Here is a 26469-nt window from a genome sequence, read left to right as displayed (position 1 = left end):
TTTGCGTGGGGGGGCGTGGAACAATATGTACAACGACAAGATTCAAACGGAGCGCGATACGCCCGGACATGTCATACGTCGCATTGCGATGGAGGCTGCCGCTCGCATGCTGTTCAGGCAGGAGACCGAAACCACCGCGATCTCCCTGGCAGTTGCCCACTATGTTTGGGACTTGCGGGCAGCACGTGAATGCCGAGGGACCCTCGTCGAGGTCGAGTCCACCTGGATTCCCGCTGGCAAGGAGCAGGAAGCAAGAGAGGCGTCCGAGGCAATCATGGATGCAGTGGGCCGGCACCTGCGCGACTACATGGCAGAGAACCTTGACCTTTGAGCGAGGCACGGTTGGCCGGCCCTGGACATTGCGGTGACGCTTGGCTGCGGCAAGGCTTCATTCAGGGGCGGTGTGGGCGGTGCGCCATCGCTGCGCAAGAGCGGGGGGTGGTCGACGGCGTTTCGCCGCTGCGCCAGCATCTGGAAATGGTCTCGGCCGCAACGGCTGACCGACGCACCCGCCCGGTTTGGTACTAGTTCCGGTCCGCGATGGAGAGGCTGACGGGTGACTCGTTTCTCTCGGCTCCGGCGTGGTCGTAGTGAACCGCCGATGCCGACCGCCCGTGATCGATCAGCAGGACTGCGAACATGCCAATCACGGCAGGCATGGCAATCGCAATAAAGTTCTGCTGCAGCGGCAGGTTCATGGCGACCAGTACGCCAATCACGATCGGCGCCAGGATCGCTCCACTGCGACCGATGCCCAGCGCCCAGCCGAGTCCGGTGGAACGGATCGCGGTCGGATAGAACTGCCCGGTGTAGGCATTCGCGACGATCTGGGTGCCGATCGTCGAGGCGCCGGCAAGGCCCACCACGAGATACTGCAGTTCGGCGGGCAGCCTGAACCCGAGGAGCGTGATCGAGATCGCGGCCAGCCCATACATCGCTGCAAGCACGTACTTGATGTGATACCGGTCGGCAAGCCATCCGCCGCCGACGGCGCCGATCATCGCGCCGATGTTCAGTACCAGCATGAACGTCAACGCGGAGCCCAGGCTGTACCCCGCGGCTGCCATCAGCTTGGTCAGCCATGAGCTCAGCGCGTACACCATGAACAGGCACATGAAGAATGCGATCCAGAACATGAGGGTGCTGAAGCCGCGGCCCTCATGGAACAGATGCCGGATCGGCGCGCTGTCGGCATTGTCCTGGGCCGCCACGGCGAATCCATCCGTCTTGGACCACCGGCGGGTCGGTGCGAGGCTGGCAACAATGCGCCGCAATGCTTCGTGGTCGCCCTTCTTCAGCAGGAAGGGCATCGATTCGGGCAGCGACCTGAGAATGACGGGAACGAGCAGGACGGGGAGGCCGGCGGCGAGGAAGACCGATTGCCAGCCGTACGTTTCGATCAGGCCCTTGCCGAGGATGGCCGCCAGCATCCCGCCGACGGCATAGCCGCTGAACATCAGGGTGACAAGCGTCGCCCGCATCCTTTTCGGTGCGTACTCCGTCATCTGCGCGACGACGTTGGGCATGACGCCGCCGATGCCGAGCCCGGCAAGGAAGCGTGCCACGCTGAACAGCACGGGGTCCCTGACCAGGCCGGCCGCAGCAGTGAAGACGCTGAACAGGATGACGCAGATCGCGATTGTCCAGCGCCGGCCGATCCTGTCTGCCAGGGTGCCGAGGAAGATCGCGCCGAACACCATGCCGAACAGGGCAGAGCTGACCATGAGCCCGGCTTGAGCCGGTGCCACGCCGAGGTCCTTCATGATCGAAGGCAGCGCGATGCCCACGACCGCCAGGTCGTATCCGTCAAAGATGATGATGAGCGCGCACCAGCACAGCACGCGCGCATGGAAGCGATTGAACGAGGCCTCGTCGGCCAGTTTGTGGACGTCGATTTGCGACATGGGGGCTTGTCTCCGGTGTTTTTTCTTATGTAGTGGGTTACTGCCTGGCCATGGGAACATTCGGGTCGGCTAGGCGGTCGGGATCGACCTGCCTGCGCTGCTCGATCAGGCGGCGTGCGAAGCGGAGGTCGCGCGCCGCATTGGCCCCGACCGCAGCCTGGACAACGTCGTCGCCATCGAGATGGAACAGCAAGAAGCTGTCTCCGGAGGGCGTGCCACGTGCCACCACGCGATGTGATGGCAGGGGAAAGCCGTAGATCTGCAGGTTCATGCCGTACTGGTCCGACCAGAACCACGGCAGGGGCGCATAGTCGACGGGGAGGCCGAGCGCCGCGCGCGCCGCGGCGATACCCTGTTCCTGGGCGTTCTGCCAGGATTCCAGCCGCAAGTGCCGGCCGGCCCATGGGTTCGGTGTCACTGCCACGTCTCCCGCGGCGAGGATATCGGGGTCGGAAGTGCGGCAGCTCTTGTCGACGATCACGCCGCCATCGCATTCCAGCCCGGCGTCACGCGCCAGCGCATCGTTGGGCACGAGACCCACACCCGCGACGATGGCGTGGCACGTCAGCGTGTTGCCATCGGCAAGCGTCACGACGGACAGGCCATCAGCGTCTTGCGCGATGCCGGTGATGTGGGCGCCGAGCATGACGCGGGTGCCGTGCGCACCATGCAGCCCGAGCAGGTGTCCGGAGATCTCCGGCGGCACGGTGCGCTCGCACAGGCGGCCTTGTGCTTCGACGACGGTTACCTCCGCCCCTTTCTGCCGCGCGGTGGCGGCGACTTCCAGCCCGATCCAGCCGCCGCCAATGACGACGATGCTGCGGCCCGGCCGAAGCTCGGGCGCCAGCGACAAGGCGTCGCCAATCGTGCGCAAGGTATAGCTCGGGGTCGTATCCGCGCCCGGGACAGCAAGCGCGCGCGCCTTGCCACCGGTACACAGGATCAGCTTGTCGTAGGACAGCAACTCTCCGTCGGACATCTCCAGGCACTTCGCGCCCCGGTCGATGCGGACCACCCGTGAGTCCACCCACCATTCCAGCCTCAGCGCTTCGAACGCCTCCGGCTTGAGCAGCCAGGTGCTGGCGGGTGCCGCCTCACCGGCAAGCACGGTCTTGGACAGCGATGGCCGCTCGTACGGTGGGTGGGTCTCGTCGCCGATTAGCACGAGCCGGCCGGTGAAACCCTCGCTGCGCAGCGTCTGGGCGGCCCAGCCGCCGGCCTGGCCCGCGCCGATGATGACGATGGCGGCGGCTGGCGAAATGGCAGTCGCGCCATGTGGTCGTTCGGAATTCATGTGCGTCCCTTGTGGTTGCGTGACCGGCGCGTTCAGCCGAGGTCGAGGTAGACCCTGTCGCCTTCGATACGGACCGGATAGGTACGGATGCCTTCGGTCAGCGGGGCGCACATCGCTGCGCCGTTACGGACGTCGAACCTGCCCTGATGGAGCGGGCACTCGATCTCGTGTCCTTCAAGAAAGCCTTCGCACAGGCGCGCGTGGCCATGCGTGCAGATGTTGTCGGTCGCGTAGACGTCGCCGTCGACCCCATACAGGGCGATCTCCCTGCCCTCCACGGCCACGGCGATCACATCGTCCTGCGGGACGCTGGACAGCAGCGCTGCCTCGATCCAGGTTTCAGTCATGAATGGCTCCTGCTAGATGGGGTAGATCAGCGAGTTGGGAATCATCTCGCTATCGAATACGCAGATGCGTGACGCGAAGCGCCAGCCCTCGGGCGTGCGCACGATGGTGTCCAGGTAGCGGCCAACGTTGTACACATCGGTCATCTGGTCCGGCTTGGTGCGCAGCACGGCATAGTTCGTCTCAGCCACGATCTTGTCGGCGCTGGCCTCGCGGATCAGGGGCGTTCCGACAAGGTGGCGCTGGTAGTAGGGATCGTGGAAGAGCGTCTCCCGGATGCCATAGATGCGGTCCTTCAGCATCCCCTTGCTTTCGAGCGACAGCGTGGCGAGCGGCAGCCCGCGCTCATGGTTCTCGCGCGGCTGGACACGATAGAGGCAGTCCTCGGTGAAGAACTCCGGCCAGCGGTCCCATTCGCCGTTGTCCACGGCGCTGGTGTAGTCGGCGTACAGGGCGAGCAGTGCGTAGTAGTCAGTGAAGTTCATGGCCTCAGACCTCCATCACCTTGCGCCAATAGGCGTACATGCCGCGGATCAGGGTCTCGGTGACCATGTGCTCCGTGTTTTCCGCGGTCTTCCCGCCCAGTTCGGCGATCACGCGATGCCAGGGCTTCTGGGAGAAGCCTTCCTGCGAGCATTCGATGGCTTCGCCGTCGTCGGCCGACACGAAGCCCGCGGGGCCGAAGAGGTTGGCCTGGCGCAGTCGGCGCCGCGTCATTTCCCCGGTATCGTCCTCGAAGCCGAAGTGCGTCCAGACGAAGTCGAAGGAGTCGGGGCCGTTGGGCTGGATATGGCGCGTGGACACCGAATTGACCTGCTGCTGGAAGATCACGCTCGGGAACACCGTCATCATCACCGCGGTTGGCTCGCCCCACCATGGTTCGTGGACGATGTCGAGAATGCGGTCGTCGTGCAGGGCCATCTGGTCCTTGAAGCTGGACACGCCGGAGGTCACGTCGCTCTTGCCGCCCTGGCCGCGGGTCGACACCATCGCGGCATGGCGGAACTCGGCATCCATCACCAGGCGGGCCTTGTTGTCCGCCCGCCAGAGCCCGAACGTGACAAACCAGGTATGCAGCAGGCCGGGATGGTAGGGGTCCTTGATGTTCTCCTGCATCAGCTTCCAGTTGCCGGGAATGCGCTGCTTGTTGTAGCCAAGGACCTTCAGCTTGCGGCCATTGAACAGGCGGTCGAAGTAGCCGAGGATGTCCGGCCCGAGGTAGGCTTCGAGCGAGGGCACGTCGTGGTCGAACGAAGCGAACACGACCCCGCCACGTGTCGCGACCTTCAGTTGCGTGAGCCCGTGCTCCTGCGGCTTGAAGTCGGCGGGCATGCCACCGTTGACCTTGCCGTCCTGCTTGACGCCGCGACGCAGTGGCACCCCTTGCAGGTTGCCCTTCAGGTCATAGTTCCACTGGTGGTAGGGGCAGTGGAAATCCTTCCGGTTCCCGCTGCGCTCGCGGCAGAACTTCATGCCGCGATGGGCGCACACGTTCTCGATGACGTTGATCTCGCCGTCCTGGTCGCGCACCAGGATCACGGAACGCTCGCCAAGCGTGGTGCGCTTGAAGTCGCCGGGGTTCGGGATTTCGGCCTCCAGGCCGACATAGTTCCAGTGGCCGCGGTAGAAGCAGCGTTCGAGCTCGCGCTGGTAAAGCTGCGTGTCCGTATAGACGCGGAACGGGATGCGGCTGATGCTGTCGTCGGCCCACACTGGGCGATCTTCATGGGAGGCAGTTGCCATGGCGGGTTTCCAAAGGTGCGAACGGAGTCCGCGCGCGGGCCCGGTGGGCCTGTGCGACGTCTGTGTGCTTGGGCTGACTTCAGGCAGGGAGGGATTCCCTGGCGCGGGCTATTGCCAGAGGCGGGCGAGATTCATGGGGCGTCTCCGTCTGTATTTTCGTATGGAAAGGATCATCGGACATCGACCTCAATAAGCCAATAGAATCCCGGCTATAGTCGATATTCACGAAATCAATAAAGGCGCGCGATGGAATTGAGGGACGTCGACCTGAACCTGCTCGTCGTGTTCGATCAGTTACTGCGGCAGGGAACCGTTTCCGGAACGGCCAGGGCCATGAACCTGAGCCAGCCGGCCGTCAGCAATGCGTTGGCGCGGCTGCGCACCCTGCTGGGTGACCAACTGTTTGTACGGAGCAGCAAGGGAATGCTGCCGACACCACTTGCACAGGAACTGGCCGAGCCGGTTGGCCAGGCGCTGGAGTCGCTGCAGGCAACGCTCAGTCGCAAGATGACATTCGATCCCTTGCGCAGCGAACGCGCATTCCGGATCGCCATGACCGATATCGGCGAGGTCCACTTCATTCCGCCGCTGATGGGTGCGCTTGGGCAACGTGCGCCAGGCGTGACGGTGACCACGGTGCGCAATACGGCGGTCGACCTGCCGGCCGAGATGAGCCAGGGGAGGATCGACCTCGCTGTCGGCCACCTGCCTGAACTCAGTACGGAATTCTTTCAGCGGCGCCTGTTTCGCCAGCGATACGTCTGCCTGTTCCGCCCCGGCCACGCGATGGACAAGAAGAAGGTCAGCATGCGGGACTTCGAAGCCGCGGAGCATGTCGTGGTCACGGCGGCAGGCACGGGCCATGCCCGGGTCGACGAGATCCTTGCCAAGGGCGGCGTACAGCGGAGCATCCGCTTGCGCGTCCCGCATTTCGTGGCACTGGCGGACATCATTGCCACCACGGACCTGGTCGCCACCGTAACCTGGACGTTTGCGGAACGATGTGCCAAGTACTTCGGGCTCAGGTATGTCAACCATCCGTTCGCGCTGCCGGCTATCCAGATCAATCTTTTCTGGCATGCCCGGTATCATCGCGATCCTGCGAATCAGTGGCTGCGCAACGAGTTCATCGAACTGTTTTCGGAATAGGGGCCTGGCTGGAATGGGAGCCACGCCGGGCTGGCCAGTCCACCCCGACGTAATGTGCGAGGTGGCTGGTGGCCGGCTTCCGTGTGTGCGGCTACGTGCGTGCGAACTCGGTGTAGCCCTGCGCGCCGCCACCGAAGTATGTGGCCACCGGGGCGTCATGCAGGGGAGCCTCCAGCCGCAACCGCTCGACGAGGTCGGGGTTTCCAATGAAGGGCTTGCCGAAGGCGATCATATCCGCGTGACCCGAAGCGGTGGCGTCCAGCGCGCGCTGCCGGTCATAGCCATTGTTGGCAATGTAGGCACCGCGGAATGCCGCGCGAAGCGCCTGCGCATCAAACAGGCCGGCGCCGCTTCCGCCGTTTCCGTCGTTACCGCCGTGCAGTTGTCCTTCCACGACATGCAGGTAGGCCAACCCCATCTCGCCGAGTCGGCGAGCCAGGTAGTTATGCGTTTCCATCGGCGTGCTGTCCAGCGGCGTGTCGCCGATTGCGGTGGAGAGCGGCGAAAGGCGGAGCCCCACGCGATCGGCGCCCCAGACGTCCGCAACGGCTTCAACCACTTCTAACGGAAAGCGGGCGCGGTTTTCAATGGAGCCGCCGTAGCGGTCTTCGCGATGGTTGGTGCTGTCGCGCAGGAATTGCTCCAGCAGATAGCCATTGGCCGCATGCACTTCCACGCCATCGAAGCCTGCATCCTTCGCGCGGCGTGCAGCCTGTCGGTAGTCCTCCAGGATGCCGGCGATCTCCCCGGTGGCTAGCTCTCGCGGCATGGAGGGCGGCAGGTGTCCCGCTTCGGTGAAGACGTTGCCGCCGGCCTGGAGCGCGGAAGGTGCTACGGGCGCGGTGCCACCCTCCTGCAAGCTGACGTGCGACATGCGCCCCACGTGCCACAACTGGACCACGATACGGCCGCCGGCTGCATGGACTGCCCTGGTCACGGGTGCCCAGGCAGCCACGTGCGCATCGGTGTAGAGGCCGGGCGTGTAAGCGTAGCCACGGCCCTGGCGCGAGATGTTGGTGGCTTCGGTGATGATCAATCCCGCGGAAGCGCGCTGCCCGTAATAGTCGATGGCCAGCGGCGTCTGGATGCCGTCCATGCCTGCGCGCGACCGCGTGAGCGGCGCCATGGCGATTCGGTTGCGGACGTCGATGGCACCCAGGCGGGTAGGGGAGAAAAGGGCTTCAGAAGACATGGCAGCTCCGGTTTGCTGAGGGCATTTGCAATGTGAGGCGAGGGGCTTGCCGCCTGCCGGGAAGACCGGCGCAGCAGCGCTTCGTTGCAATGCAGTATGTTTGGCGGAGATGCATTGATCCAATTTATTTATTGAATTCAAGTTATATCGTCAGCAATATGACTGCATGCGCTACGACCTGAACCTGTTGCCCGTCTTTCTCGCGCTCATGGAAGAGCGCAGCGTCACCCGCGCGGCCGAGCGGCTGGGGATGACGCAGCCGGCGCTGTCTAACGCGCTGGGTCGATTGCGCGACATGCTGCAGGATCCGTTGTTCATCCGTGAACGGTACGGCATGCAGCCGACCGAGAAGGCCGAAGCGCTGGCCCCCGGCATCGCCGCCGCTGTCGCCCGCCTGGACGAACTGGTGCTCGGCCAGCAGGGCTTCAACCCGGAGAAGGCGGATCGCCTGTTCACACTGGCGCCGAACAGTTACGTCGAATTCGTGCTGGTGCCAGGCATCGTCGCGCGGCTGCGCGAGCGCGCTCCGGGCATTCGGCTGCGGTTGGTGCCGTTCGGGGCGGACCTGGCGGAGACGGGCGTGACATCCGGGGCGACCGCGATGGTGCTGGGCCGCATCATCGACCCGCCGGACAACCTTGTCGTGCAGCCCGTGATGGAAGATGGCCTGGCCTGCGTGCTGCGCGCCGACCATCCGCAAGTCAACAAGCGGATCTCAAAGAAGCAGTATGAGCAGCTCAAGCACGTCAACGTGCTGCCGCCCGGCCGCTTGCGCGCGGGCCTGTTCCAGGTGCTCCAACGCCACGGCCTGCGGCGCGAGGTCGCGATATCGGTGACGCACTTCCTGGCCATTCCGGAAATCATCGCCGCGACGGACTACTGCGCCACGCTGCCCGGCATGATCTGTCGCCACCTGGCGCGCGATGCCCGGCTGAAGATACTGGCCGCGCCGGTCGACCTGGGCACATTCCCGGTGGAGATGGCCTGGCATGTGCGCTACCGCCATGATCCTGCCCACCAGTGGCTGCGCGACCTTGTCGTCGAGGTCGCTCGCGAAAAGTTGCTCGGAAAGCCGGTTTGAGGGCAGCGGGCAATTTTCCTGGAAAGCGACCCGTCCCGGTCAGGAGAGCAAGGGTGCGGCGCCCCGCAAGCGGGGCGCCAGTGCACTATTCCAGCCGGAAGCCGGTCTGCTTGATGGCCAGCGCCCATTTCTTCTGCTCGGCGGCCATGAAGGTCGCGAACTGGTCCGGAGAGCTGCCGTTCGCCGGCTCATAGCCCTTGCTGGCCAGTTGCTGGCGCACGCCGGGCGCATTCAGTGCCTTCTCGATTTCCTTGCCCAGCAGCGCGACGATCTCCTTCGGCGTGCCGGCCGGCGCCACCAGTCCGTACCACTCGCTTGCCTCGATGCCCGGGAAGCCGGCCTCCGACATGGTCGGGATGTCGGGGAACAGCGGCAGGCGCTGCTTGCTTGCCACGGCGATTCCCTTGAGCTGGCCGCCCTTCACGAACGGCATCACCGCCGGCACGCCATGGAACATCATCTGGATATGGCCGCCGGCCATGTCGGTCAGGGCCTGGGGGCCGCCCTTGTAGGGAGCGTGGACGATGTTGACGTGGGCCATCTCCTTGAAGACCTCGCTGACCACGTTCTGCTGGGTGCCGGGTCCGACCGATGCATAGCTCAGCTTGCCGGGCTCGGCTTTCGCCCGTGCCACCAGTTCCTTGACCGAACCGGCGACCGACGGATTGACGACCAGCATGTAGGGCGAGCTCGCCATCAGGCCCAGCGGCGCGAAGTCCTTGCCCAGGTCGAACGGCAGGTTCTTCTGCAGGCTGGCATTGATGGCCATCGGCGCGCTGGCCACCAGCAGCGTGTAGCCGTCCGGCACGGACTTGGCGCCCATGCCGGCGCCGATGTTCCCGGTGGCGCCCGGCCGGTTGTCGACCACGAACTGCTGGCCGAGGCTCGCGGTCATCTTCTCGGCCACGGTGCGGGTAACGGTATCGACACCACCGCCAGCCGGCCACGGCACAATGATGCGTACAGGGCGGTTCGGGTAGCCGCCGCCCTGGGCCAGGGCGCTGGCGGCGCAGGCGGCGAGGGCGATGGCACCCAGGGCGTGTCCGGCGCGGTGCAGTACGGATTTCATGGTTTTGTCTCCTCGTTGTCTTCTGACGGTCCCCGCGCAGCGATGTGGCGGGGCTTCGCTACACCATTTCTCTTCAGGCAGCCACGCCGGGCCTGCTTGCCTCATGCCGGATCCCGGCACTCTCCCATTGCGCCATCAGCCGGTCCCAGCGCGTCCGGACGGCGGCCAGGTTGCGCGCCTTGACGTGTCCATAGCCGCGGATCTCCATCGGCAGGCGCGCGATCTCGAGCGCCAGGTCCAGGTTCTGCGCGGACAGCTTCAGCAGCAGTGCCTCGATGCAGCTGCGGTATTCGGCGATCAGCGCGCGCTCTTCCTTGCGCTCGGCGGTGTAGCCGAACACATCGAGCGCCGTGCCGCGCAGGCCCCGGAAACGGGCCAGCACACCGAAGGCCGTGCGCATCCACGGACCGTAGGCGCCCTTGACGGGCTGGCCGTCCTGGTTCTTCCTGGCGAACATGGGCGGCGCGAGGTGGTGCACCAGGCGGACCTTGCCTTCGAACATCGACTCGATCTGCTTGCGGAACGCGGCGCCGGTGTGCAGGCGGGCCACTTCGTACTCGTCCTTGTAGGCCATCAGCTTGAACAGCGAGCGCGCCACGGCTTCAGTCAGACGGGTGCCGCCCACGACCGCTTCCGCCGCCTTCACGCGGCCGACAAACGACTCGTACTGCGCCGCATAGGCCTGGTTCTGGTAACCGGCCAGGAACTCGGCGTGCTGCTTCACCAGTTCCTCGAGCGGCAGCTTGCGCACGAACTGGATCACCTGTGCGTCGGCGGCGCGCACCGGCACTCGCGACATGTCGTGCGCGCACATCCGGCCCCATTCGAAGGCAGCCTTGTTGCTGTCCACCTGCACGCCGTTGAGCTCGATTGCACGCATCAGCGCGGCATGCGACAGGGGCACGCGGCCCTTCTGCCAGGCGTAGCCCAGCATCATCAGGTTGGCGTAGATGGACTGGCCCATCACGCCCTTTGCCACCTGTTCGGCGTCAAAGCTGCCAACCTGGCCATTGCCGACAGCCTGCGCGATGCGGCCCACGGCATCCCCGGCCTGTGCGTCCCAGTCCGGATTGCGCACAAAGGCGGCGGTGGGGGTGACATGGCTGTTGAGCACGACATAGGTGCGCTCCGGCGACATGGCGGCAAGCGACGCCTTGCTGGCCGCCACCACCGTATCGCAGGCAATCACCAGGTCGGCCATGGCGATATCGACGCGGCTGGCATGCAGGGCATCCGGGCTGGCGGCAATCTGGATGTGGCTCCAGGTGGAACCGCCCATCTGTGCCATGCCGGTGGCGTCCTGGGTGATGACGCCTTTGCCTTCCAGGTGCGCGGCCATGCCGAGCACGCCGCCGATCGTCACGATGCCGGTGCCGCCGATGCCCGCCACGACGATGCGCCGCGGCGTCGCCGCGTCGGGCAGCGCGGGCATCGGGATGTCATCCGGGGCGGGAGGGCGCTTGCCGCCTGCCGACGGCTTCCTGAGCTGGCCGCCCTCGACGGTGACGAAGCTGGGGCAGAAGCCCTTGGTGCAGGAAAAATCCTTGTTGCAGGTGTCCTGGTTGACCTTGCGCTTGCGGCCAAACTCGGTCTCCACCGGCTGCACGGCCAGGCAGTTGCTCTCCACCGAGCAGTCGCCGCAGCCTTCGCAAACCAGCTCGTTGATCACCACGCGCCGGGCCGGGTCGGCCATGGTGCCGCGCTTGCGCTCGCGCCGCTTCTTGGTGGCGCAGGCCTGGTCGTAGATGATCGCCGTGACGCCGCTCACTTCGCGCAGTTCGCGCTGCACGGCATCCAGTTCGTCGCGGTGGCGCACCGTGACGCCCGTTGCCAGGTTGGCGACACCCTTGTACTTGTCCGGTTCATCCGTGACCACCACGATCTGCCTGGCGCCCTCGGCGGCCAGCTCGCGCGACATGGCCGGCACGTCAAGCTGCCCGTCCACCGGCTGGCCGCCGGTCATCGCCACGGCGCTGTTGAACAGGATCTTGTAGGTCATGTTCACGCCGGCATGGATGGACTGGCGTATCGCCAGCAGGCCAGAGTGGTTGTAGGTGCCGTCGCCCAGGTTGGCGAACATGTGGTTGCGCTTGCTGAACGGCGCCTGGCCCATCCAGTGGACGCCTTCGCCCCCCATCTGCGACCAGGAGGAGGTCGAGCGGTCCATCCACACCACCATGCCGTGGCAGCCGATGCCGGCCGTTGCGACCGAGCCTTCCGGCACGCGGGTGCTGGTGTTGTGCGGGCAGCCCGGGCAGAACCACGGCAGGCGGTCGGTGCCGCGCGAATCACCCTGGGCGGTGGCGCGTTCCTTGGCCTCGATTTCCTTCAGGCGCACGTCCATGCGCGCCGCCACGTCGGCCGGCACGCCGAGCAGCCTGAGGCGCTGGGCGATGGCCTTGGCCACCAGCGCCGGCGACAGGTCGGCCTTGGCGCGCAGCAGCCAGTCTTCGGCCGGCCTGGGGTGGCTCCATTCGCCACCCACGCCGTCGGTGTGGTGGTACTTGCCGAACACGGCCGGGCGCGCCCCGGGGGGATAGTGGTACAGCTCGTCCTTGAGCTGCTGCTCGATGAGCGGGCGCTTTTCCTCCACCACCAGCACTTCGCGCAGCCCGTGCGCGAACTCGCGCACGCTGAGCGATTCCAGCGGCCACACCACGCTGACCTTGTGGACCCGGATGCCGAGCGCGCGGCAGGCGGCGTCATCGAGTCCGAGGTCAAGCAGGGCCTGGCGCGTATCGCTGTAGGCCTTGCCGCTGGCGATGATGCCCAGCCGGTCGCTGGGGCCCTCGACCACGTTGCGGTTCAGGCGGTTGGCACGCACATAGGCGAGCGCCGCCGGCCACTTGAACTCCATCATGCGCGCCTCGGCCGCGAGCGGATCGTCCGGCCAGCGGATATGCAGGCCGCCCTCGGGCATGGCGAAGTCTTCCGGCAGCAGGATGCGGACGCGGTCGGAGTCGGTGACGACGGAGGCGCCGGACTCCACCACCTCCTGCACGGTCTTCATGCCCGACCACAGGCCGCTGAAGCGGCTCATGGCGAAGGCATGCACGCCCAGGTCGAGGATGTCCTGCACGTTGGACGGGAAGAACACCGGCAGGCCGCAGGCGATCAGGGTGTGGTCGCTCTGGTGCGCCAGCGTGCTGCTCTTGGACACATGGTCGTCGCCGGCCAGCGCGATCACGCCGCCCAGCCGCGAGGTGCCGGCCAGGTTGGCGTGCTTGAGCGCATCGCCGCTGCGGTCGACGCCGGGGCCCTTGCCGTACCAGATGCCGAATACGCCGTCGTACTTCTTGCTGGCCGCGTCGAAGTCGAGCTGCTGCGATCCCCACACGGCCGTCACACCAAGCTCTTCGTTGACGCCGGGCTTGAAGACGACGTGGTTGTCGGCGAGATACTTCTTCGCCTGCCACATGGCCTGGTCATAGGTGCCGAGGGGCGAGCCGCGGTAGCCGGAAATGAAGGCGGCGGTGTTGTGCCCGGCCAGGGTGTCGCGCCGCCGCTGCAGCAGCGGCAGCCGCACCAGGGCCTGCACGCCGCTCATGTAGGCGCGGCCGGATTCCAGCGCGTACTTGTCGTCGATCGACACGGCTTCCATGGCCTTCCGGGCTGCATCAGGGAGTATTGGAGCGTTCATAGGACGGAATCAGCCAGTGTGGGGTTGAGTAGGGGCGGCCGGCGTCTGCCGGTAGCCCGGTTATCTGTGATGTCGTCGTGGATGTCTGGCTAGGCCGGGAACGGAATCGCGAGTTGCCTGCCCAGCGCGGCCAGCTCCTGGCCGATGGCGTCGGGCAGCGTGATGCCGCCCTCGCGGCCTTCGCGCTCGAGGGCATCGCCGCGATGGCCCGGAAGCCTCGCGTCGGTGCCGCCGGCGGCAAGGTAGTTGCCGCTCCAATGGGCCATGTAGTCGGCGAACACGCCCTGGCCGGCGAAGGCTTCGGGCCTGACGAGCCAGACAAAGCCGCCCTGGCGGCCGACGGCGCCGCCGCTGCCGACGTGGTTGCGCTCGGGAGAGAGCGAGTCGGCGGTGGCGGCGAGGGCGCCGGCCAGGCACTCCACCATCATGGCGATGCCGATGCCCTTGTGCCCCCCGGTGGGCAGCAGCGAACCGGCCAGCGCACGCTGCGCATCGGTGGTCGGCTGGCCCTCGGCGTCGAGCGCCCAGCCCTCGGGAATGGGTTTGCCTTCGCGGGCGGCAAGCAGGATATGGCCGCGCGCGGCGACGCTGCAGGCCACGTCGAACACGATCGGCGCATGGCCCGGCAGGGGGCAGCCGAAGGCGATGGGGTTGTGGCCGATGGCAGGGCGCGCGAAGCCCTCCATGCCCAGCACGGGCGGGGTGCGTTGTCCGACCATGCAGAAGGCACCCGCCTCGGCGGCCAGCAGCGCATGGATGCCCAGTGCCCCGAGGTGGCCGCACGACTGCACCGCAACCAGCACGGATGCGCTCGATTCCAGCGCCTCCAGGCCAAGGCGCACCGCATGCGGCCCGGCGATCTGGCCCATGGCGCCGTCGGCGTCCAGCACAATGCCGCCGGCGAAGCTGCGGTGAGACATCGCGGCGCGCGGATTGAAGTCGCCGGCGCGCAGGCGCTCGACATACGAGGGCACGCGCGTCATGCCATGGGTCTTGTAGCCGCGCAGCTCGCTGCGCACCAGCGCGGTGGCGGCCTGCGCGGCTTGCCCGGGCGCCACGCCGCACGATTCGAACACTGCAGACGTCCAGCGCTCCAGGCTCTGGGCGCTTACTCGCGTAGTCATGAAGATTTCTCCCGCACGATCATCAGCCGCTCCGAAAAGGGGGCAGCGTAGACCGACTGGTAGTAGAGCGGCTGGTCGCGCAGCGTGTAGCCACGCATTTCCATGATGAAGGCCGGCGCCTCCGGGGCCAGGCCCAGCTCGCGGGCAACCGTTGACGGCGGCGTGCCGAAGCGGATCCACTGGTCCACGCGCAACGTCGGCAGCGACAGCCGCTGGCCGATCAGCTCGCGCAGGTTCTTCTCCAGCGCCTCGCGGTCCAGGCCGCCCAGTTGCGCGAAGTCTTCCTCGCGCAGCCAGAATTCGCTGTAGAGGTCAAAGCGACCCCCGACATTGATCACGCGCTCGATCCGCACGTAGCCATCGCCTTCGAGGAACTCCGCCCACGGTCCCTTGCGCTTGATGCGCTTGACCGAGCGTGCGTGGACGTAGGACGGCAGTTCGTTGCCTTCTTCGTCGCGGAAGCGCAGGTAGCGCACGTCCGCCGGCGCCACGCGCGTGCCGGAGACGAAGGTGCCCCGCCCCTGTTCGCGCGTGATCAAGCCCGAGTGCGTCAGCCGGATCAGCGCCTTCTGGATGGTGCCCACGCTTACGCCGTGCATGGCCGCCAGCTCGCCTTCCGACGGCAGGCGGTCGCCCTCGCGCAGTGCGCCGGATTCGATGGAGCGGATGATCGCGTCGGAGACGCTGTTAAGTTTGGTCATGGTTGCTCAGAGGCTCAGTGCGAATCGACTGATCGCGGTCTCCCGGATATCGAGCACCTCGCTGGTCAGCCGCGTGCCGGATGCGACATCCACCGCATAGGCATACAGCTGCTCGCCGAGGTCGGAGATCTTTTCCCCGCGTTGCAGGACCCCGCTGACGTCGAAGTCAATGTTGTCGGCCATGGTGTGCAGGGTATTGACGTTGCCGCACACCTTGACGGTCGGTGCCACCATGCTGCCGATCGGGTTGCCCACACCGGTGCCGAAAAAGGTGAGCTGGCACCCGCCGGCGGCAAGCGCAGTCAGATTTTCCACTGCCGCGGCCGGTGCGTCCATGAAATGCAGCCCCTTCTTCTGCGGCGCCTCGCCGTAGCGCAGCACGCCCACCAGCGGGCTGGTGCCGGCCTTGGCCATGGCGCCCAGCGCCTTTTCCTCGACCGTGGTCAGGCCGCCGCGCTTGTTGTCGGGCGAAGGCTGGTCCTCGCGCATGTCGACGCCGCGCGAGATGGCCAGGTTTTCCATGTTGCGCACCGCGCTGACGAAGGCCTCGCGCACGCGTCCGTCGGCGGCGCGTTCGGCGAACAGGTGTTCGGCGCCGATGAACTCCGACGTTTCCGAGATGATCACGGTGCCGCCCTCGGCGATCACCATGTCGGCCATGCGGCCGATCACCGGGTTGCAGCTCAGGCCCGAGGTGGTATCGGACCCGCCGCACTCCACGCCGATCACCAGCGACGACACCGGGCACGGCACGCGGCGCGCGCGGGACGCGGCCAGCGCAAGGCGCGTGGCCTTGCGGGTGCCTTCGGCAATGCAGTCAACGGTGCCGTTGGGCTGCAGGTGCACGCGCTCGACCGGCTTGCCGCTGAGCTGGATGCGGCGCGCCACTTCTTCGGTGGACGAAGGCTCCAGGCCTACCAGCAGCACCGAGGCAATGTTGGGGTTGCGCCCCAGGCCGGCCAGCGACTCGAAGGCGAAGTCCAGGTCGGCGCCGAACTGGCCGCGCACGAACAGCGTGGTGACCGGAATGCAGCCGGCCACGGTGCGGGCAATGGTGCGGGTGACCGGGTTGCAGTTGTCCATCACGGAGACCACAGCGACCCAGTTGCGCACGCCGACCGCGCCGTTCTCGCGCGGGTAACCGAGGAAGGTTGTCGCCATCTGCTTTACCCCTTTTGCAGGTCGCCGCGGGCGCGCGCCGACTCGATGTTGTGAACATGCATGTGTTCGCCGGCACGCACCGCGCAGCTGGCGCGGCCGATGACCTGGCCGTACTTCAGGATGGTTTCTCCCGCTACCGTGTCGGCGATGCAGATCTTGTGGCCGAACGGCACGTCTTGCAGCAGCACCAGCGTGCCTTGGCGCTCGCCTTCGAGCGCACAGGGTTCGCCGGCCGCGCCAGCGTCCAGCAGGGTGGCCACATTGTCGGCCGGGTTCAGTACGATGGCTCGGTGCATTAATCAACTCCTGTATAGGTGTTGAGATCCAATGTAGGGAATCTGCCCGCACGTAGTCAAGAATAAATAGGCAAACTCAGCAAAAACCACTACTCCTGCGGTGTAAGTCCTATATAGAAGTTTGTTGACATCGGTCCGGCCGCTGTCTATCGTCATGACAACGGCGATGTGGTTGGCGCCGCCACCTCGACGCAGTGAACCTAGGGAGAAGTCGGACATGAACGTCATGTCACACAAGGAGAAGATCGTGAAGTTGCAGGCCCTGCGCGCGCGCCTGGATCCGCTGCAGGACTTCGGGCTGTGGTTCTGGGCAGGCATGACTGCCGGTACCCATGCCGTCAATGCAGCACTGCACCAGGCCGGCATCACGCTGGACGACGACCGGTTCCCGACTCAACCGGGCGTCTATCTGGTGCCGCAGCCCGATGGCAGCCTCAAGCCTGCGTTCCGGCCGCTGGGCGACGTACTGCACGTCGGCCGTCCCAAAGTGGAGGGGCCGGTGCCCGCGGATATCGCCGAGATGATGGAGGCCATGGAGCACATCGAGCACTACCGGGATCCCTGCCTGCGCGAGGGGCTGGCGCCGACCGCCGAGATTGCCGGGGGTTGCGACGCCGCGCTGCGCCGCTGCCTGCATTTGCTGGAAGCGCGCCTGGAGGGGGGCCGTCATGGACATTGAACAGCACATGGCGATGGCCCGCAGCATCGAGGCATCGCTGCAGAAGTGCACCAGCGCCGACTATGAGATGGCGATCGAAGGCGCGATGCTGGCGGGAACGCACTGGCTGAACGCGCTGATGCACAAGCTGGGCGCGACATCGCCACAGGAAGACGTGTTCCACACCTACCTGCTGACGGTCAACGAATTCCGGCGGCTGGCGGTGGCGGCGGAGAAGCCGCTGCAGACCCTGGCCGCCATCGAGGACATGCGGGCGCCGTTCGTACGCGGCAACTACCCGGGTGGCGAAGCCGCCGCCGAACGCGCGCTGGAACTGCTGTCGCTGATCCGTGCGACGGCACTGGGCGGCACATAGCCGATACAGACACAGCAAGAGACAAGTCGACAGACAGGTAAAGGAGACAGCAGTGAAGGCAGTCCGTGTAGTGCCGGGCCCCGAGGGCGGCAAGGTAGAAGTGCAGGATATCCCCGTGCCGGTAGCGGCAGCGGGGCAGGTACTGGTGAGGGTGCGCGCCGCCGGCCTGAACCGTGGCGAGATCAACCAGGCGAAGGAGTTGCGTACCGGCAATACGATCACGACCGGCGTCGAATTCGCCGGCGAGGTGGCGGAAGTGGGCGAGGGTGTCAGCGGCTGGCGCAAGGGCGACCGCGTGATGGGCCATGGCCGCGGCTGCCAGGCGGAGTACGTGGTGGCCGACCCGACGGCGCTGATCCCGGTGCCGGATGGCCTGTCGTGGATCGATGCCGCGGCCTTCCCCAACGTCTTTATCACCGCGCATGACGCACTGGTCACCAACGGCCGCCTGGTGGCGGGCGAGTCGGTGCTGGTCAACGGCGCCTCGGGCGGCGTGGCCATGGCGGCGATCCAGATCGCCTCGTTGATGGGTGCGCGGCCGGTGATTGCGTCGTCGCGCTCGGCGGCCAAGCTGGACAAGATCAGCCAGTACGGCGTGGATGTCGGCATCGACGCCTCGCGGGACGACCAGGTCGAGGCGGTCATGCAGGCCACCGGCAGCAAGGGCGTCGACATCATCATCGACACGGTCGGCGGCCCGGTGTTCGAAGCCAACATGAAAAGCCTGGCGGTCAAGGGCCGCCTGGTGAATATCGCGCGGCTGGGCTCGGCGACCGCCGAGATCGACCTGGCGCAACTCTGGCTCAAGCGCCTGCAGCTGATCGGCGTGACCTTCCGTACCCGCACGGAACAGGAGCGGCTGGAGTGCATCCAGGCCTGCGCCCGGGACATGCTGCCATTCCTGCGCGCGGGCCGTGTGCGGCTGCCGATCGACCGGACCTTTGCCATGACCGACATCGACGCCGCGCATGCCTACATGAAGCAAGACCAGCACGTTGGCAAGATCGTGCTGCTGGTCGACTGATTTCACCGAAAAGCCTTAGACAAGAGGAGACATGATGACAATCCAGATCAAGCCGCTGACCGGCTCCGTGGCAGCAGCCGTGACCGGTGTCGACCTGAACCAGCCGCTCGACGACGCCAGCTTCGGGATCCTGCACCGGGCGTTTCTGGAGCATGGCGTGCTGGTGTTCCGCGGCCAGCACCTGCAGCCTGCCGCCCAGGTTGCGTTCGCCCGGCGCTGGGGCACGCCGGTACAGGGCAACCCGCTGCTCAAGGGCCTGACCGAGTTCCCCGAACTGGCCCAGGTCACCAAGATCCCCAAGGAAACCGCCTCGACCGAGGCCTGGCATTCCGACTCGATCTATACCGAGGTGCCGCCGAAGATCTCGATCCTGTCGGCGGTGACCATCCCGGTCGGCGGCGACACCATGTGGTGCAACCAGTACGTCTCGTATGACCGCCTGTCGCCGGCGATGCAGCGCATGATCGAAGGGCTGCGGGCCCGCTTCTCGGGCGCGCGGCTGGCCAGGATGACCGGTTCGGACAGGGTGCCGACAGCCGTGCACCCGATTGTGCGCACGCACCCGGAGACCGGGCGCAAGGCGCTCTATGTCGGCCACCCCGACACCGCGCAGTGCATCGAAGGCATGACCGAGGCCGAGAGCCGTCCGCTGCTCGACTTCCTGTACGAGCACTCGGTGACGCCGGACAACGTCTACCGCCATATGTGGCAAGAGGGCGATGTGCTGATGTGGGACAACCGCTGCACCATGCACTACGCCGTGCATGACTACGGCAATGCCGAGCGGGTACTGAACCGCGTCACGCTGGAAGGGGACGTGCCCCGCTGAGTAGTACCGCCCTGAGTTGTACCGCCCTGAGTGGTACCGCCAATCCGGCGCCCCCTTGCCGCAGATCCGGCAGGTGGCGCCCGGCACCAAAGGTGTTCGTCCCGCTCGCGGATGGACCACACGGAGATGGATATGCAGATTGGGATCCCGACTGAGACGCGGGCGGGAGAGGCGCGTGTTGCCGCGACACCGGAGACCGTCAGGAAGTACGTCGCCCAGGGCCACAAGGTAGTCGTCCAGGCAGGCGCCGGCTTGAGTGCCAGCCAGCCCGATGGCGCGTACGAGGCGGTCGGCGCCACCATTGGCACTGCCGCCGAAGCGCTGGGCGCACAGGTGGTGCTCAAGGTGCGCGCCCCGGACGACGCGGAACTGGCACAGATGAAGCCGGGGTCCGTGCTGGTGGGCATGCTCAACCCCTTCGATGCCGAGAACAACGCGCGCATGGCGGCGGCCAACGTGACCGCCTTCGCGCTCGAGGCCGCGCCGCGCACCACGCGCGCGCAGAGCATGGACGTGCTCTCGTCGCAGGCCAATATCGCCGGCTACAAGGCCGTGCTGGTGGCCGCGCACCACTACCAGCGCTTCATGCCGATGCTGATGACCGCCGCCGGCACCGTCAAGGCCGCGCGCGTGCTGATCCTCGGCGCCGGCGTGGCCGGCCTGCAGGCGATCGCCACCGCCAAGCGGCTGGGCGCGGTGATCGAAGCGTCCGACGTGCGCCCCGCGGTCAAGGAACAGATCGAATCGCTCGGCGGCAAGTTCCTCGACGTGCCGTTCCTGACCGACGAAGAGCGCGAGATCGCGCAGGGCGTGGGCGGCTATGCGCGCCCGATGCCGCCGGACTGGATGAAGCGCCAGGCCGAGCTGGTGCACCAGCGCGCGATCCAGGCCGACATCGTCATCACCACCGCGCTGATCCCGGGCCGCAAGGCCCCGGTGCTGCTGCAGGAAGCTACCGTGCAGCAGATGAAGCCGGGCTCGGTGGTGGTCGACCTGGCCGCCGCGCAGGGCGGCAACTGCCCACTGACGGTGGCCGACGAAGTGGTCGAGCGCCACGGCGTCATCCTCATCGGCCATACCAACCTGGCCAGCATGGTGGCGGCCGACGCCTCGGCGCTCTACGCGCGCAACGTGCTCGACTTCCTCAAGCTGCTGATCGACAAGGACGGCAAGCTCGCGATCAACCCCGACGACGACATCGTCGCGGCCTGCCTGATGACGCGGCGCGAGCAACTGGCGCTGGCCAGCTGAACCGGCAATCTAGGAGATATCGATGGAAATGGTTAGCCACACGGTGATCAACCTGATCATCTTTGTACTGGCGATCTACGTGGGCTACCACGTGGTCTGGACGGTCACCCCCGCGCTGCACACGCCGTTGATGGCGGTGACCAACGCGATCTCGGCCATCATCATCGTCGGTGCCATGCTGGCGGCCGGCCTGACCGAGGGCTACGTTGGCCGCGCCATGGGCACGCTGGCGGTAGCGCTGGCGGCGGTCAATGTGTTCGGCGGCTTCCTGGTCACGCAACGCATGCTGGAGATGTTCAGGAAGAAGGCACCCAGGGCGCAGGCTGAAGCCAAGGGGCAGCCTGGCGGCAAACTGGCGGCGGTGGCGCAATGAATGGCCTGTCGATGAATATGGTGACGCTGTCTTACCTGGGCGCGTCGGTCTGCTTTATCCAGGCGCTCAAGGGGCTGTCACACCCGACCACGGCGCGGCGCGGCAATGCCTTCGGCATGGCCGGCATGGTGGTCGCGGCGCTTACCACGGTGGCGCTGATCTTCAAGCTGAAGGGCGAACTGCTGTCCGGCGGGGCGGACCCGTCCGCGCCGGGCACCGGCCTGGCGCTGATCCTGGCCGCGCTGGTGGTGGGCGGCGGCATCGGCGCCTATGTGGCAAAGAAAGTCCAGATGACCAAGATGCCGGAACTGGTGGCGGCGATGCACTCGCTGATCGGCCTGGCGGCGGTGTTTATTTCGGTCGCGGCAGTGGCGGAGCCCGCGGCGTTCGGCATCACGGCTGCCGGTTCGCATGACATCCCGCTGGGCAACCGGATCGAGCTGTTCATCGGCTGCTTCGTTGGTGCCATCACCTTCTCGGGCTCGGTGATCGCCTTCGGCAAATTGGCCGGGCGCTACAAGTTCCGCCTGTTCCAGGGCGCGCCGGTGGTGTTCGCCGGCCAGCACTGGCTGAACCTGCTGCTGGCGGTGGCGATGGTGGGCTTCGGCATCGCGTTCTTCCTGACGCAGGCATGGATGCCGTTCCTGGTCATGCTGGCGATTGCCTTCGTGCTGGGCGTGCTGATCATCATCCCGATCGGCGGCGCCGACATGCCGGTGGTGGTGTCGATGCTGAACTCGTACTCGGGCTGGGCGGCGGCGGGCATCGGCTTCTCGCTGAACAACCCGATGCTGATCATCGCCGGCTCGCTGGTGGGATCGTCCGGTGCCATCCTCTCGTACATCATGTGCCGGGCGATGAACCGCTCGTTCTTCAACGTGATCCTCGGGGGCTTCGGCAGCGACGCCGCCGCCGCGAGCGGCCCGGCAGGGCAGGCCCAGCGCAACGTGAAATCGGGTTCGGCCGATGACGCCGCCTTCCTGATGGGCAATGCGGAGACGGTCATTATCGTCCCGGGCTACGGCCTGGCGGTCGCGCGGGCCCAGCATGCGCTCAAGGAACTGACCGAAGCGCTTACGGAAAAGGGCGTGACCGTGAAATACGCGATCCACCCGGTGGCGGGCCGCATGCCGGGCCACATGAACGTGCTGCTGGCCGAGGCCGAAGTGCCGTACGACCAGGTCTTCGAGATGGAAGACATCAACAGCGAGTTCGGCCAGGCCGACGTGGTGCTGGTGCTGGGCGCCAACGACGTGGTCAACCCGGCGGCCAAAACCGATCCCAAGTCGCCGATCGCCGGCATGCCGATCCTGGAGGCGTACAAGGCCAAGACCATCATCGTCAACAAGCGCTCGATGGCGGCCGGCTACGCCGGCCTGGACAACGAACTGTTCTACATGGACAAGACCATGATGGTGTTCGGCGACGCCAAGAAGGTGGTCGAGGACATGCTCAAGGCCGCCTGAGGCGAGGCATCGGCAGCAAATGGGAGGAGACAAGTCATGATCCAGCAAGGACGCAACCCCGGCGTTCCCGCCGTCGGCGCGTCGGCTTTCAATAGCGCTGCCCTGGCGGCGCTGCTGCACGCGGAAGGCCTGACCGAACGGCCCGAACTGACCGTGGAGCGCCTGGCCGGCGGCCAGTCCAATCCGACCTACCGGCTGGCCTGCGACGCGCGGCAGTACGTGCTGCGCACGAAGCCGCCGGGCCAGTTGCTGTCGTCTGCCCACGCCATCGACCGCGAGTACCGCGTGATGCAGGCCCTGCGCGACAGCGAGGTGCCGGTGCCTCGGGTCTGCCTGTACAGCGAAGACACCGAGATCCTTGGCACGCCGTTCTACGTGATGGAATTCCTCCAGGGCCGCGTGATCTACGACCAGTCCCTGCCAGGCCAGTCCCCGCGACAGCGTGCCGCGATCTATCGCGAGATGAACCGGGTGATCGGCGCCTTGCACCGGGTGGACTACCGCGCCGCCGGCCTGGCGGACTATGGCCGGAGCGGCGGCTATGTGGCGCGCCAGGTCGCCCGCTGGGCCGGCCAGTGCCGCGATGCCGGCATGGACGATAACCGGGCGCTGGCCGCGCTGGCGGACTGGCTGCCGCAGCACGTCCCGGACGCGGAGCAGACCAGCGTGGTGCATGGCGACTACCGCATGGACAACCTCGTCTTCCATCCCACCGAGCCCCGCGTCATCGGCGTGCTCGACTGGGAGCTGTCCACGCTCGGCCACCCGCTTGCGGACCTGGCCTACCACTGCATGAGCTGGCATATCCCGGCCGACCTGTGGCGTGGCATCGGCGGGCTCGACCTGCAGGCGCTGGGCATTCCCGACGAGGCGACTTACCTGCGCTGGTATGGCGAGTCCAACGGCACGCATGCGCTCGAGCACTGGGACTTCTATCTCGCCTACAACTTCTTCCGGCTGGCGGCGATCATGCACGGCATCGGCCAGCGTGCCAGGAGCGGCAGCGCCGCCGCGGCGGATGCCGTCGACACCGGCAGGAAGGCGGTGCCGCTAGCAGAGCTTGGTTGGCAATTTGCCATGCGCTACAGCGCGGCGGGGCGCTAGCGTCGGCAGCGGGATCGCGCATGACGCCTTAAGCAAAAATGGCCCGTCGCTGTGTGCGACGGGCCTTGACTTTCGTTGTCGGCCATCCCGGGCAAACCGGGAAGGCCACGTAGCGAAAGACTTCCGCTACTGCTTGCTCTTGGCTCCGTCGGTGTATGGATCAGCCTTGCCCGCTTTTGCCCCGTCGGTATATGGATCAGCCTTGCCAGCCCTTGCGCCATCGGTATACGGGTCAGGCTTCACTGTCGGAGCCAGGTCAGTGCGTGTCGAGGACTTGGCGCCATCCGTATACGCGTCGAATTTCCCGGCTTTTGCACCGTCCGTATAGGTGTCGAATTTCCCGGCTTTTGCACCGTCCGTATAGGGATCCGCCTTTCCCTTGGCCCCCTGCGTGTATGGATCCACAGCTTTTTGCGCGTAGCCGGGCAGAGCTAGCGATGCTCCGAAGGCCGCAATTACCGCGATAACAATCGCTCTCATTTCTTTCTCCCGAGATTATCAACCTCGCTCAATCGTAGAACCCGGCGGACGCCAGCGACACAGCCAGGGTGGCATCGCCAGGCGCGTCTGCAATGGGGTGCCTCCACATAATAGGTCGTATTGTCAAACCATTCAGATATTGCACGGCCGACTGCGGTCAGGCCGGTCCGGGGTGCACCATGCTCCGCTCTTCGGCCAGCAGACTATGGATCTGTGCCACCACGGCTGCACCTTCACCCACCGCGGCGGCTACGCGCTTGGTGGACGCAGAACGTACGTCGCCGATTGCGAAGACGCCCTTGACACTTGTCTGCAAGGGCAAGGTCTGCACTGCGGCGGTGTCGGTGCCGGTCAATACAAAGCCCTTGCTGTCCAGCGAAACCCCGCAAGACTTCAGCCAGCCGGTATTCGGTTCGGCGCCGATAAATACGAACAGGTGACGGGTGGTCATGCTGCCTTCGGTACCGCCGGCCCCGCGGTAGTGCACGCGCCTGAGCTGCACGTCGCCCTCGAGCCCCTGGAGTTCGATGCGGGTATGCAGCGTCAGGTTTGGCAGCGACCGAACCCGCTCGACCAGGTAGCGTGACATCGTTTGTTCGAGGCTTGGGCCACGGATGAACAGGTGCACATGCTCGGCGTGCGATGAAAGGAATACCGCGGCCTGTCCCGCGGAATTGCCCCCGCCGACCAGCACCACCGGTTCCTTGCGGCACAGCCTGGCCTCGACCGGGGTCGCCCAATAATAGACACCGGAGCCCTCGAAACGCTCAAGTCCATCGAGGACAGGGCGCCGATATTCCGCGCCCGTCGCAATGACCGCAGTCCGGGCAAGGATGCGCTTCCCATCGGATAGTTCGAGGACGCGCGGGTACTTGTCGCAATACAAGGCCTTGACTTCGCATGGGATCGCGATATGGGCGCCGAACTTCTGGGCCTGCACGAACGCGCGGCCCGCGAGTTCCTGGCCCGTGATGCCGGTGGGGAAGCCCAGGTAGTTCTCGATGCGCGCGCTGGTGCCCGCCTGGCCGCCGGGCGCGCGGCAGTCGAAGACAGCGACAGACAAGCCATCCGATGCCGCATAGACGGCCGCGGCAAGCCCGGCAGGGCCGGCGCCGATGATCGCCACGTCATAAACATGCTTCGGATCGAATTCGGGGATCAGCCCCAGGCAAGATGCGAGCTGGCCGACATCGGGATTGCGCAGCACGGTGCCGCTTGGACAGACGACGAGCGGAAAATCGTCGGGCTGCGGCGCAAGGCGCTTGAGAAAGGCAATGGCGTCCGCGTCCTGCTCGGCGTCCAGCGCAACATTGGGATAGTTATTGCGGCGCAGGAAATTCTGCAGTTCAAGGAAACGTGCATTGCCGGGTGCGCCGACAATGACGGCCCCGCGTCCACGTTCGACTGCCACGACGCGCCTCAGGATCAGGGCGCGCATGATTTTCTCGCCAATATCGGCTTCCTTGATCACCAGCGCACTCAGTTCATCGGGCCGCAGCAGCACGGCCTTGACCTCTTCGATGACCTGCGCGTCGACGATGGCAGGCTTGTTGGAAAGCTGCGTGATATCCGACGTGAATTCGCCGTGCCGCGAATAGGTGTGGATGATCTTCCGGCGATTCAGGCGGTCGCGGATGATGATCCGAACCTGTCCCGACAGGATCACGAATACACCGGGGCAGAGGCTTCCCGCACGATAGAGGAAATCGCCTGCCGGGTAGTGGCGCAGCTTGCCAAAGCGGCACACCCTTTCCACCTCGGTATCGCTGAGGACCGGAAACATCTGCTCGAAACGAGGATGGTCGCGCAGGACCGAATCTTCCTCGAGGGTATCGTCGCCTTCGCGATGGTCTGCACTCGCTGCGGGATCTGGCGACGGCGCTTCGCGTGCTTCGTCCGGGTCATTGTTCATCGCCAATCCTCCATGGCCTCCTCGCCAACGCTCGCTGCTTCCGGGGCAGGGTTCGCGGACTTGGCCACGTCAAATATAGGGCAAACCGGAATGAGTTCGGGGTGTACCAGGCTCGCCCAGCGCACTTGAGCGCATTCGGTCACATCGCGCCATGCGTTAGTCGACACACTGGGTTCAGCCTGCGCCCTCCGTCATTGCCGATTTCACCTGTGCATGCTTCTGCATTTTTTTGCGCTTGTCGCCTGTCCCCGTGGCCAGCAAGCAGCCGCTGACCGCGCCCGCCATATCAGCAACTCG

The 26469-nt window shown here is 66.0% G+C and carries 25 protein-coding genes; 11 read left to right on the top strand and 14 right to left on the bottom strand.

Translation table 11 applies throughout. The features are described from left to right. Positions 1 to 25 precede the first annotated feature (25 nt). On the top strand, positions 26 to 331 hold the full coding sequence (locus tag CTP10_RS29015; RefSeq protein WP_116318983.1) for a hypothetical protein: 306 nt from the start codon (positions 26 to 28) through the stop codon (positions 329 to 331). Between the two features lie 193 nt (positions 332 to 524). Here the strand turns inward: CTP10_RS29015 and CTP10_RS29010 are convergent, their stop codons facing one another. Genes CTP10_RS29010 through CTP10_RS28990 form a run of 5 tightly spaced genes read right to left on the bottom strand, consistent with a single transcriptional unit; the run spans position 525 to position 5286 of the window. Then, complete coding sequence (locus tag CTP10_RS29010) at positions 525 to 1904, bottom strand: MFS transporter (protein WP_116318982.1); 1380 nt, start codon at positions 1902 to 1904, stop codon at positions 525 to 527. A 37-nt stretch (positions 1905 to 1941) separates the two neighbouring features. Continuing rightward, a complete protein-coding gene (locus CTP10_RS29005; RefSeq protein WP_116318981.1) occupies positions 1942 to 3198 on the bottom strand; it encodes an NAD(P)/FAD-dependent oxidoreductase in 1257 nt (418 codons plus the stop codon). A 32-nt stretch (positions 3199 to 3230) separates the two neighbouring features. Continuing rightward, positions 3231 to 3545 carry a non-heme iron oxygenase ferredoxin subunit gene (locus tag CTP10_RS29000; RefSeq protein WP_116318980.1) on the bottom strand — a complete coding sequence of 105 codons (315 nt, stop codon included), beginning with the start codon at positions 3543 to 3545 and terminating at the stop codon, positions 3231 to 3233. A gap of 12 nt (positions 3546 to 3557) precedes the next feature. After that, complete coding sequence (locus tag CTP10_RS28995; RefSeq protein WP_116318979.1) at positions 3558 to 4028, bottom strand: aromatic-ring-hydroxylating dioxygenase subunit beta; 471 nt, start codon at positions 4026 to 4028, stop codon at positions 3558 to 3560. A gap of 4 nt (positions 4029 to 4032) precedes the next feature. Beyond that, a complete protein-coding gene (locus CTP10_RS28990) occupies positions 4033 to 5286 on the bottom strand; it encodes an aromatic ring-hydroxylating dioxygenase subunit alpha (RefSeq protein ID WP_116318978.1) in 1254 nt (417 codons plus the stop codon). A 246-nt stretch (positions 5287 to 5532) separates the two neighbouring features. Here CTP10_RS28990 and CTP10_RS28985 point away from each other — a divergent pair, with 246 nt between their 5' ends. Next, a complete protein-coding gene (locus tag CTP10_RS28985; protein ID WP_116318977.1) occupies positions 5533 to 6435 on the top strand; it encodes a LysR family transcriptional regulator in 903 nt (300 codons plus the stop codon). Between the two features lie 91 nt (positions 6436 to 6526). Here the strand turns inward: CTP10_RS28985 and CTP10_RS28980 are convergent, their stop codons facing one another. Then, a complete protein-coding gene (locus CTP10_RS28980) occupies positions 6527 to 7627 on the bottom strand; it encodes an alkene reductase (protein WP_116318976.1) in 1101 nt (366 codons plus the stop codon). A 166-nt stretch (positions 7628 to 7793) separates the two neighbouring features. Here CTP10_RS28980 and CTP10_RS28975 point away from each other — a divergent pair, with 166 nt between their 5' ends. Beyond that, on the top strand, positions 7794 to 8708 hold the full coding sequence (locus tag CTP10_RS28975) for a LysR family transcriptional regulator (RefSeq protein WP_116318975.1): 915 nt from the start codon (positions 7794 to 7796) through the stop codon (positions 8706 to 8708). 85 nt (positions 8709 to 8793) lie between these two features. Here CTP10_RS28975 and CTP10_RS28970 read toward each other — a convergent pair whose 3' ends face one another. The 6 genes from CTP10_RS28970 to CTP10_RS28945 all read right to left on the bottom strand — a co-directional run bounded on the left by CTP10_RS28970 (position 8794) and on the right by CTP10_RS28945 (position 16699). Next, complete coding sequence (locus CTP10_RS28970; protein WP_116318974.1) at positions 8794 to 9777, bottom strand: tripartite tricarboxylate transporter substrate binding protein; 984 nt, start codon at positions 9775 to 9777, stop codon at positions 8794 to 8796. Between the two features lie 73 nt (positions 9778 to 9850). Further along, a complete protein-coding gene (locus CTP10_RS28965) occupies positions 9851 to 13417 on the bottom strand; it encodes an indolepyruvate ferredoxin oxidoreductase family protein (protein ID WP_116318973.1) in 3567 nt (1188 codons plus the stop codon). A gap of 89 nt (positions 13418 to 13506) precedes the next feature. Next, the gene (locus tag CTP10_RS28960) at positions 13507 to 14541 is read right to left on the bottom strand and encodes an Ldh family oxidoreductase (RefSeq protein WP_116318972.1); all 1035 of its coding nucleotides are present in this window, start codon (positions 14539 to 14541) and stop codon (positions 13507 to 13509) included. After that, positions 14538 to 15242, bottom strand: a complete 705-nt coding sequence (locus tag CTP10_RS28955) for a GntR family transcriptional regulator (protein ID WP_116318971.1) — start codon at positions 15240 to 15242, stop codon at positions 14538 to 14540. Before CTP10_RS28955 ends, CTP10_RS28960 begins: the two co-directional genes overlap by 4 nt. Before the next feature lie 6 nt (positions 15243 to 15248). Beyond that, positions 15249 to 16403, bottom strand: a complete 1155-nt coding sequence (locus tag CTP10_RS28950; protein ID WP_116318970.1) for a UxaA family hydrolase — start codon at positions 16401 to 16403, stop codon at positions 15249 to 15251. A 5-nt stretch (positions 16404 to 16408) separates the two neighbouring features. Next, positions 16409 to 16699 carry a UxaA family hydrolase gene (locus CTP10_RS28945; protein ID WP_116318969.1) on the bottom strand — a complete coding sequence of 97 codons (291 nt, stop codon included), beginning with the start codon at positions 16697 to 16699 and terminating at the stop codon, positions 16409 to 16411. A 217-nt stretch (positions 16700 to 16916) separates the two neighbouring features. Between CTP10_RS28945 and CTP10_RS28940 the strand changes: the two genes are divergently transcribed. The 8 genes from CTP10_RS28940 to CTP10_RS28905 all read left to right on the top strand — a co-directional run bounded on the left by CTP10_RS28940 (position 16917) and on the right by CTP10_RS28905 (position 23780). Then, positions 16917 to 17378 carry a hypothetical protein gene (locus tag CTP10_RS28940; protein WP_116318968.1) on the top strand — a complete coding sequence of 154 codons (462 nt, stop codon included), beginning with the start codon at positions 16917 to 16919 and terminating at the stop codon, positions 17376 to 17378. After that, positions 17368 to 17733, top strand: coding sequence for a hypothetical protein (locus CTP10_RS28935; RefSeq protein WP_116318967.1), 366 nt, complete (start codon positions 17368 to 17370; stop codon positions 17731 to 17733). Before CTP10_RS28940 ends, CTP10_RS28935 begins: the two co-directional genes overlap by 11 nt. Before the next feature lie 52 nt (positions 17734 to 17785). Next, complete coding sequence (locus CTP10_RS28930; RefSeq protein ID WP_116318966.1) at positions 17786 to 18757, top strand: zinc-binding dehydrogenase; 972 nt, start codon at positions 17786 to 17788, stop codon at positions 18755 to 18757. A 34-nt stretch (positions 18758 to 18791) separates the two neighbouring features. After that, a complete protein-coding gene (locus CTP10_RS28925) occupies positions 18792 to 19586 on the top strand; it encodes a TauD/TfdA dioxygenase family protein (protein ID WP_116318965.1) in 795 nt (264 codons plus the stop codon). 132 nt (positions 19587 to 19718) lie between these two features. After that, on the top strand, positions 19719 to 20837 hold the full coding sequence (locus CTP10_RS28920) for a Re/Si-specific NAD(P)(+) transhydrogenase subunit alpha (protein WP_271815860.1): 1119 nt from the start codon (positions 19719 to 19721) through the stop codon (positions 20835 to 20837). 22 nt (positions 20838 to 20859) lie between these two features. Beyond that, complete coding sequence (locus CTP10_RS28915; protein ID WP_116324099.1) at positions 20860 to 21210, top strand: NAD(P) transhydrogenase subunit alpha; 351 nt, start codon at positions 20860 to 20862, stop codon at positions 21208 to 21210. Further along, positions 21207 to 22676, top strand: coding sequence for an NAD(P)(+) transhydrogenase (Re/Si-specific) subunit beta (locus CTP10_RS28910; RefSeq protein ID WP_271815859.1), 1470 nt, complete (start codon positions 21207 to 21209; stop codon positions 22674 to 22676). Before CTP10_RS28915 ends, CTP10_RS28910 begins: the two co-directional genes overlap by 4 nt. A gap of 36 nt (positions 22677 to 22712) precedes the next feature. Next, positions 22713 to 23780, top strand: a complete 1068-nt coding sequence (locus CTP10_RS28905) for a phosphotransferase family protein (RefSeq protein ID WP_116323103.1) — start codon at positions 22713 to 22715, stop codon at positions 23778 to 23780. A gap of 126 nt (positions 23781 to 23906) precedes the next feature. Here CTP10_RS28905 and CTP10_RS28900 read toward each other — a convergent pair whose 3' ends face one another. Both CTP10_RS28900 and CTP10_RS28895 read right to left on the bottom strand, forming a co-directional pair. After that, positions 23907 to 24260, bottom strand: a complete 354-nt coding sequence (locus CTP10_RS28900; RefSeq protein ID WP_116323102.1) for a hypothetical protein — start codon at positions 24258 to 24260, stop codon at positions 23907 to 23909. 157 nt (positions 24261 to 24417) lie between these two features. Further along, positions 24418 to 26172, bottom strand: a complete 1755-nt coding sequence (locus CTP10_RS28895) for an FAD-dependent oxidoreductase (protein ID WP_116323101.1) — start codon at positions 26170 to 26172, stop codon at positions 24418 to 24420. Positions 26173 to 26469 lie beyond the last annotated feature (297 nt).

Source organism: Cupriavidus sp. P-10, assembly GCF_003402535.2.
In the GTDB taxonomy this organism is placed as follows: domain Bacteria; phylum Pseudomonadota; class Gammaproteobacteria; order Burkholderiales; family Burkholderiaceae; genus Cupriavidus.
Note: the sequence above shows the minus strand (reverse complement) of the source record. Positions and strands in the feature narration are given on the sequence as shown.

Bases quoted from the DNA above. Each gene is read 5' to 3' on its own strand.
- CTP10_RS29015 (WP_116318983.1), top strand. From the start codon at position 26: ATGTACAACGACAAGATTCAAACGGAGCGCGATACGCCCGGACATGTC.
- CTP10_RS29010 (WP_116318982.1), bottom strand. From the start codon at position 1,904: ATGTCGCAAATCGACGTCCACAAACTGGCCGACGAGGCCTCGTTCAAT.
- CTP10_RS29005 (WP_116318981.1), bottom strand. From the start codon at position 3,198: ATGAATTCCGAACGACCACATGGCGCGACTGCCATTTCGCCAGCCGCC.
- CTP10_RS29000 (WP_116318980.1), bottom strand. From the start codon at position 3,545: ATGACTGAAACCTGGATCGAGGCAGCGCTGCTGTCCAGCGTCCCGCAG.
- CTP10_RS28995 (WP_116318979.1), bottom strand. From the start codon at position 4,028: ATGAACTTCACTGACTACTACGCACTGCTCGCCCTGTACGCCGACTAC.
- CTP10_RS28990 (WP_116318978.1), bottom strand. From the start codon at position 5,286: ATGGCAACTGCCTCCCATGAAGATCGCCCAGTGTGGGCCGACGACAGC.
- CTP10_RS28985 (WP_116318977.1), top strand. From the start codon at position 5,533: ATGGAATTGAGGGACGTCGACCTGAACCTGCTCGTCGTGTTCGATCAG.
- CTP10_RS28980 (WP_116318976.1), bottom strand. From the start codon at position 7,627: ATGTCTTCTGAAGCCCTTTTCTCCCCTACCCGCCTGGGTGCCATCGAC.
- CTP10_RS28975 (WP_116318975.1), top strand. From the start codon at position 7,794: ATGCGCTACGACCTGAACCTGTTGCCCGTCTTTCTCGCGCTCATGGAA.
- CTP10_RS28970 (WP_116318974.1), bottom strand. From the start codon at position 9,777: ATGAAATCCGTACTGCACCGCGCCGGACACGCCCTGGGTGCCATCGCC.
- CTP10_RS28965 (WP_116318973.1), bottom strand. From the start codon at position 13,417: ATGAACGCTCCAATACTCCCTGATGCAGCCCGGAAGGCCATGGAAGCC.
- CTP10_RS28960 (WP_116318972.1), bottom strand. From the start codon at position 14,541: ATGACTACGCGAGTAAGCGCCCAGAGCCTGGAGCGCTGGACGTCTGCA.
- CTP10_RS28955 (WP_116318971.1), bottom strand. From the start codon at position 15,242: ATGACCAAACTTAACAGCGTCTCCGACGCGATCATCCGCTCCATCGAA.
- CTP10_RS28950 (WP_116318970.1), bottom strand. From the start codon at position 16,403: ATGGCGACAACCTTCCTCGGTTACCCGCGCGAGAACGGCGCGGTCGGC.
- CTP10_RS28945 (WP_116318969.1), bottom strand. From the start codon at position 16,699: ATGCACCGAGCCATCGTACTGAACCCGGCCGACAATGTGGCCACCCTG.
- CTP10_RS28940 (WP_116318968.1), top strand. From the start codon at position 16,917: ATGAACGTCATGTCACACAAGGAGAAGATCGTGAAGTTGCAGGCCCTG.
- CTP10_RS28935 (WP_116318967.1), top strand. From the start codon at position 17,368: ATGGACATTGAACAGCACATGGCGATGGCCCGCAGCATCGAGGCATCG.
- CTP10_RS28925 (WP_116318965.1), top strand. From the start codon at position 18,792: ATGACAATCCAGATCAAGCCGCTGACCGGCTCCGTGGCAGCAGCCGTG.
- CTP10_RS28920 (WP_271815860.1), top strand. From the start codon at position 19,719: ATGCAGATTGGGATCCCGACTGAGACGCGGGCGGGAGAGGCGCGTGTT.
- CTP10_RS28915 (WP_116324099.1), top strand. From the start codon at position 20,860: ATGGAAATGGTTAGCCACACGGTGATCAACCTGATCATCTTTGTACTG.
- CTP10_RS28910 (WP_271815859.1), top strand. From the start codon at position 21,207: ATGAATGGCCTGTCGATGAATATGGTGACGCTGTCTTACCTGGGCGCG.
- CTP10_RS28905 (WP_116323103.1), top strand. From the start codon at position 22,713: ATGATCCAGCAAGGACGCAACCCCGGCGTTCCCGCCGTCGGCGCGTCG.
- CTP10_RS28900 (WP_116323102.1), bottom strand. From the start codon at position 24,260: ATGAGAGCGATTGTTATCGCGGTAATTGCGGCCTTCGGAGCATCGCTA.
- CTP10_RS28895 (WP_116323101.1), bottom strand. From the start codon at position 26,172: ATGAACAATGACCCGGACGAAGCACGCGAAGCGCCGTCGCCAGATCCC.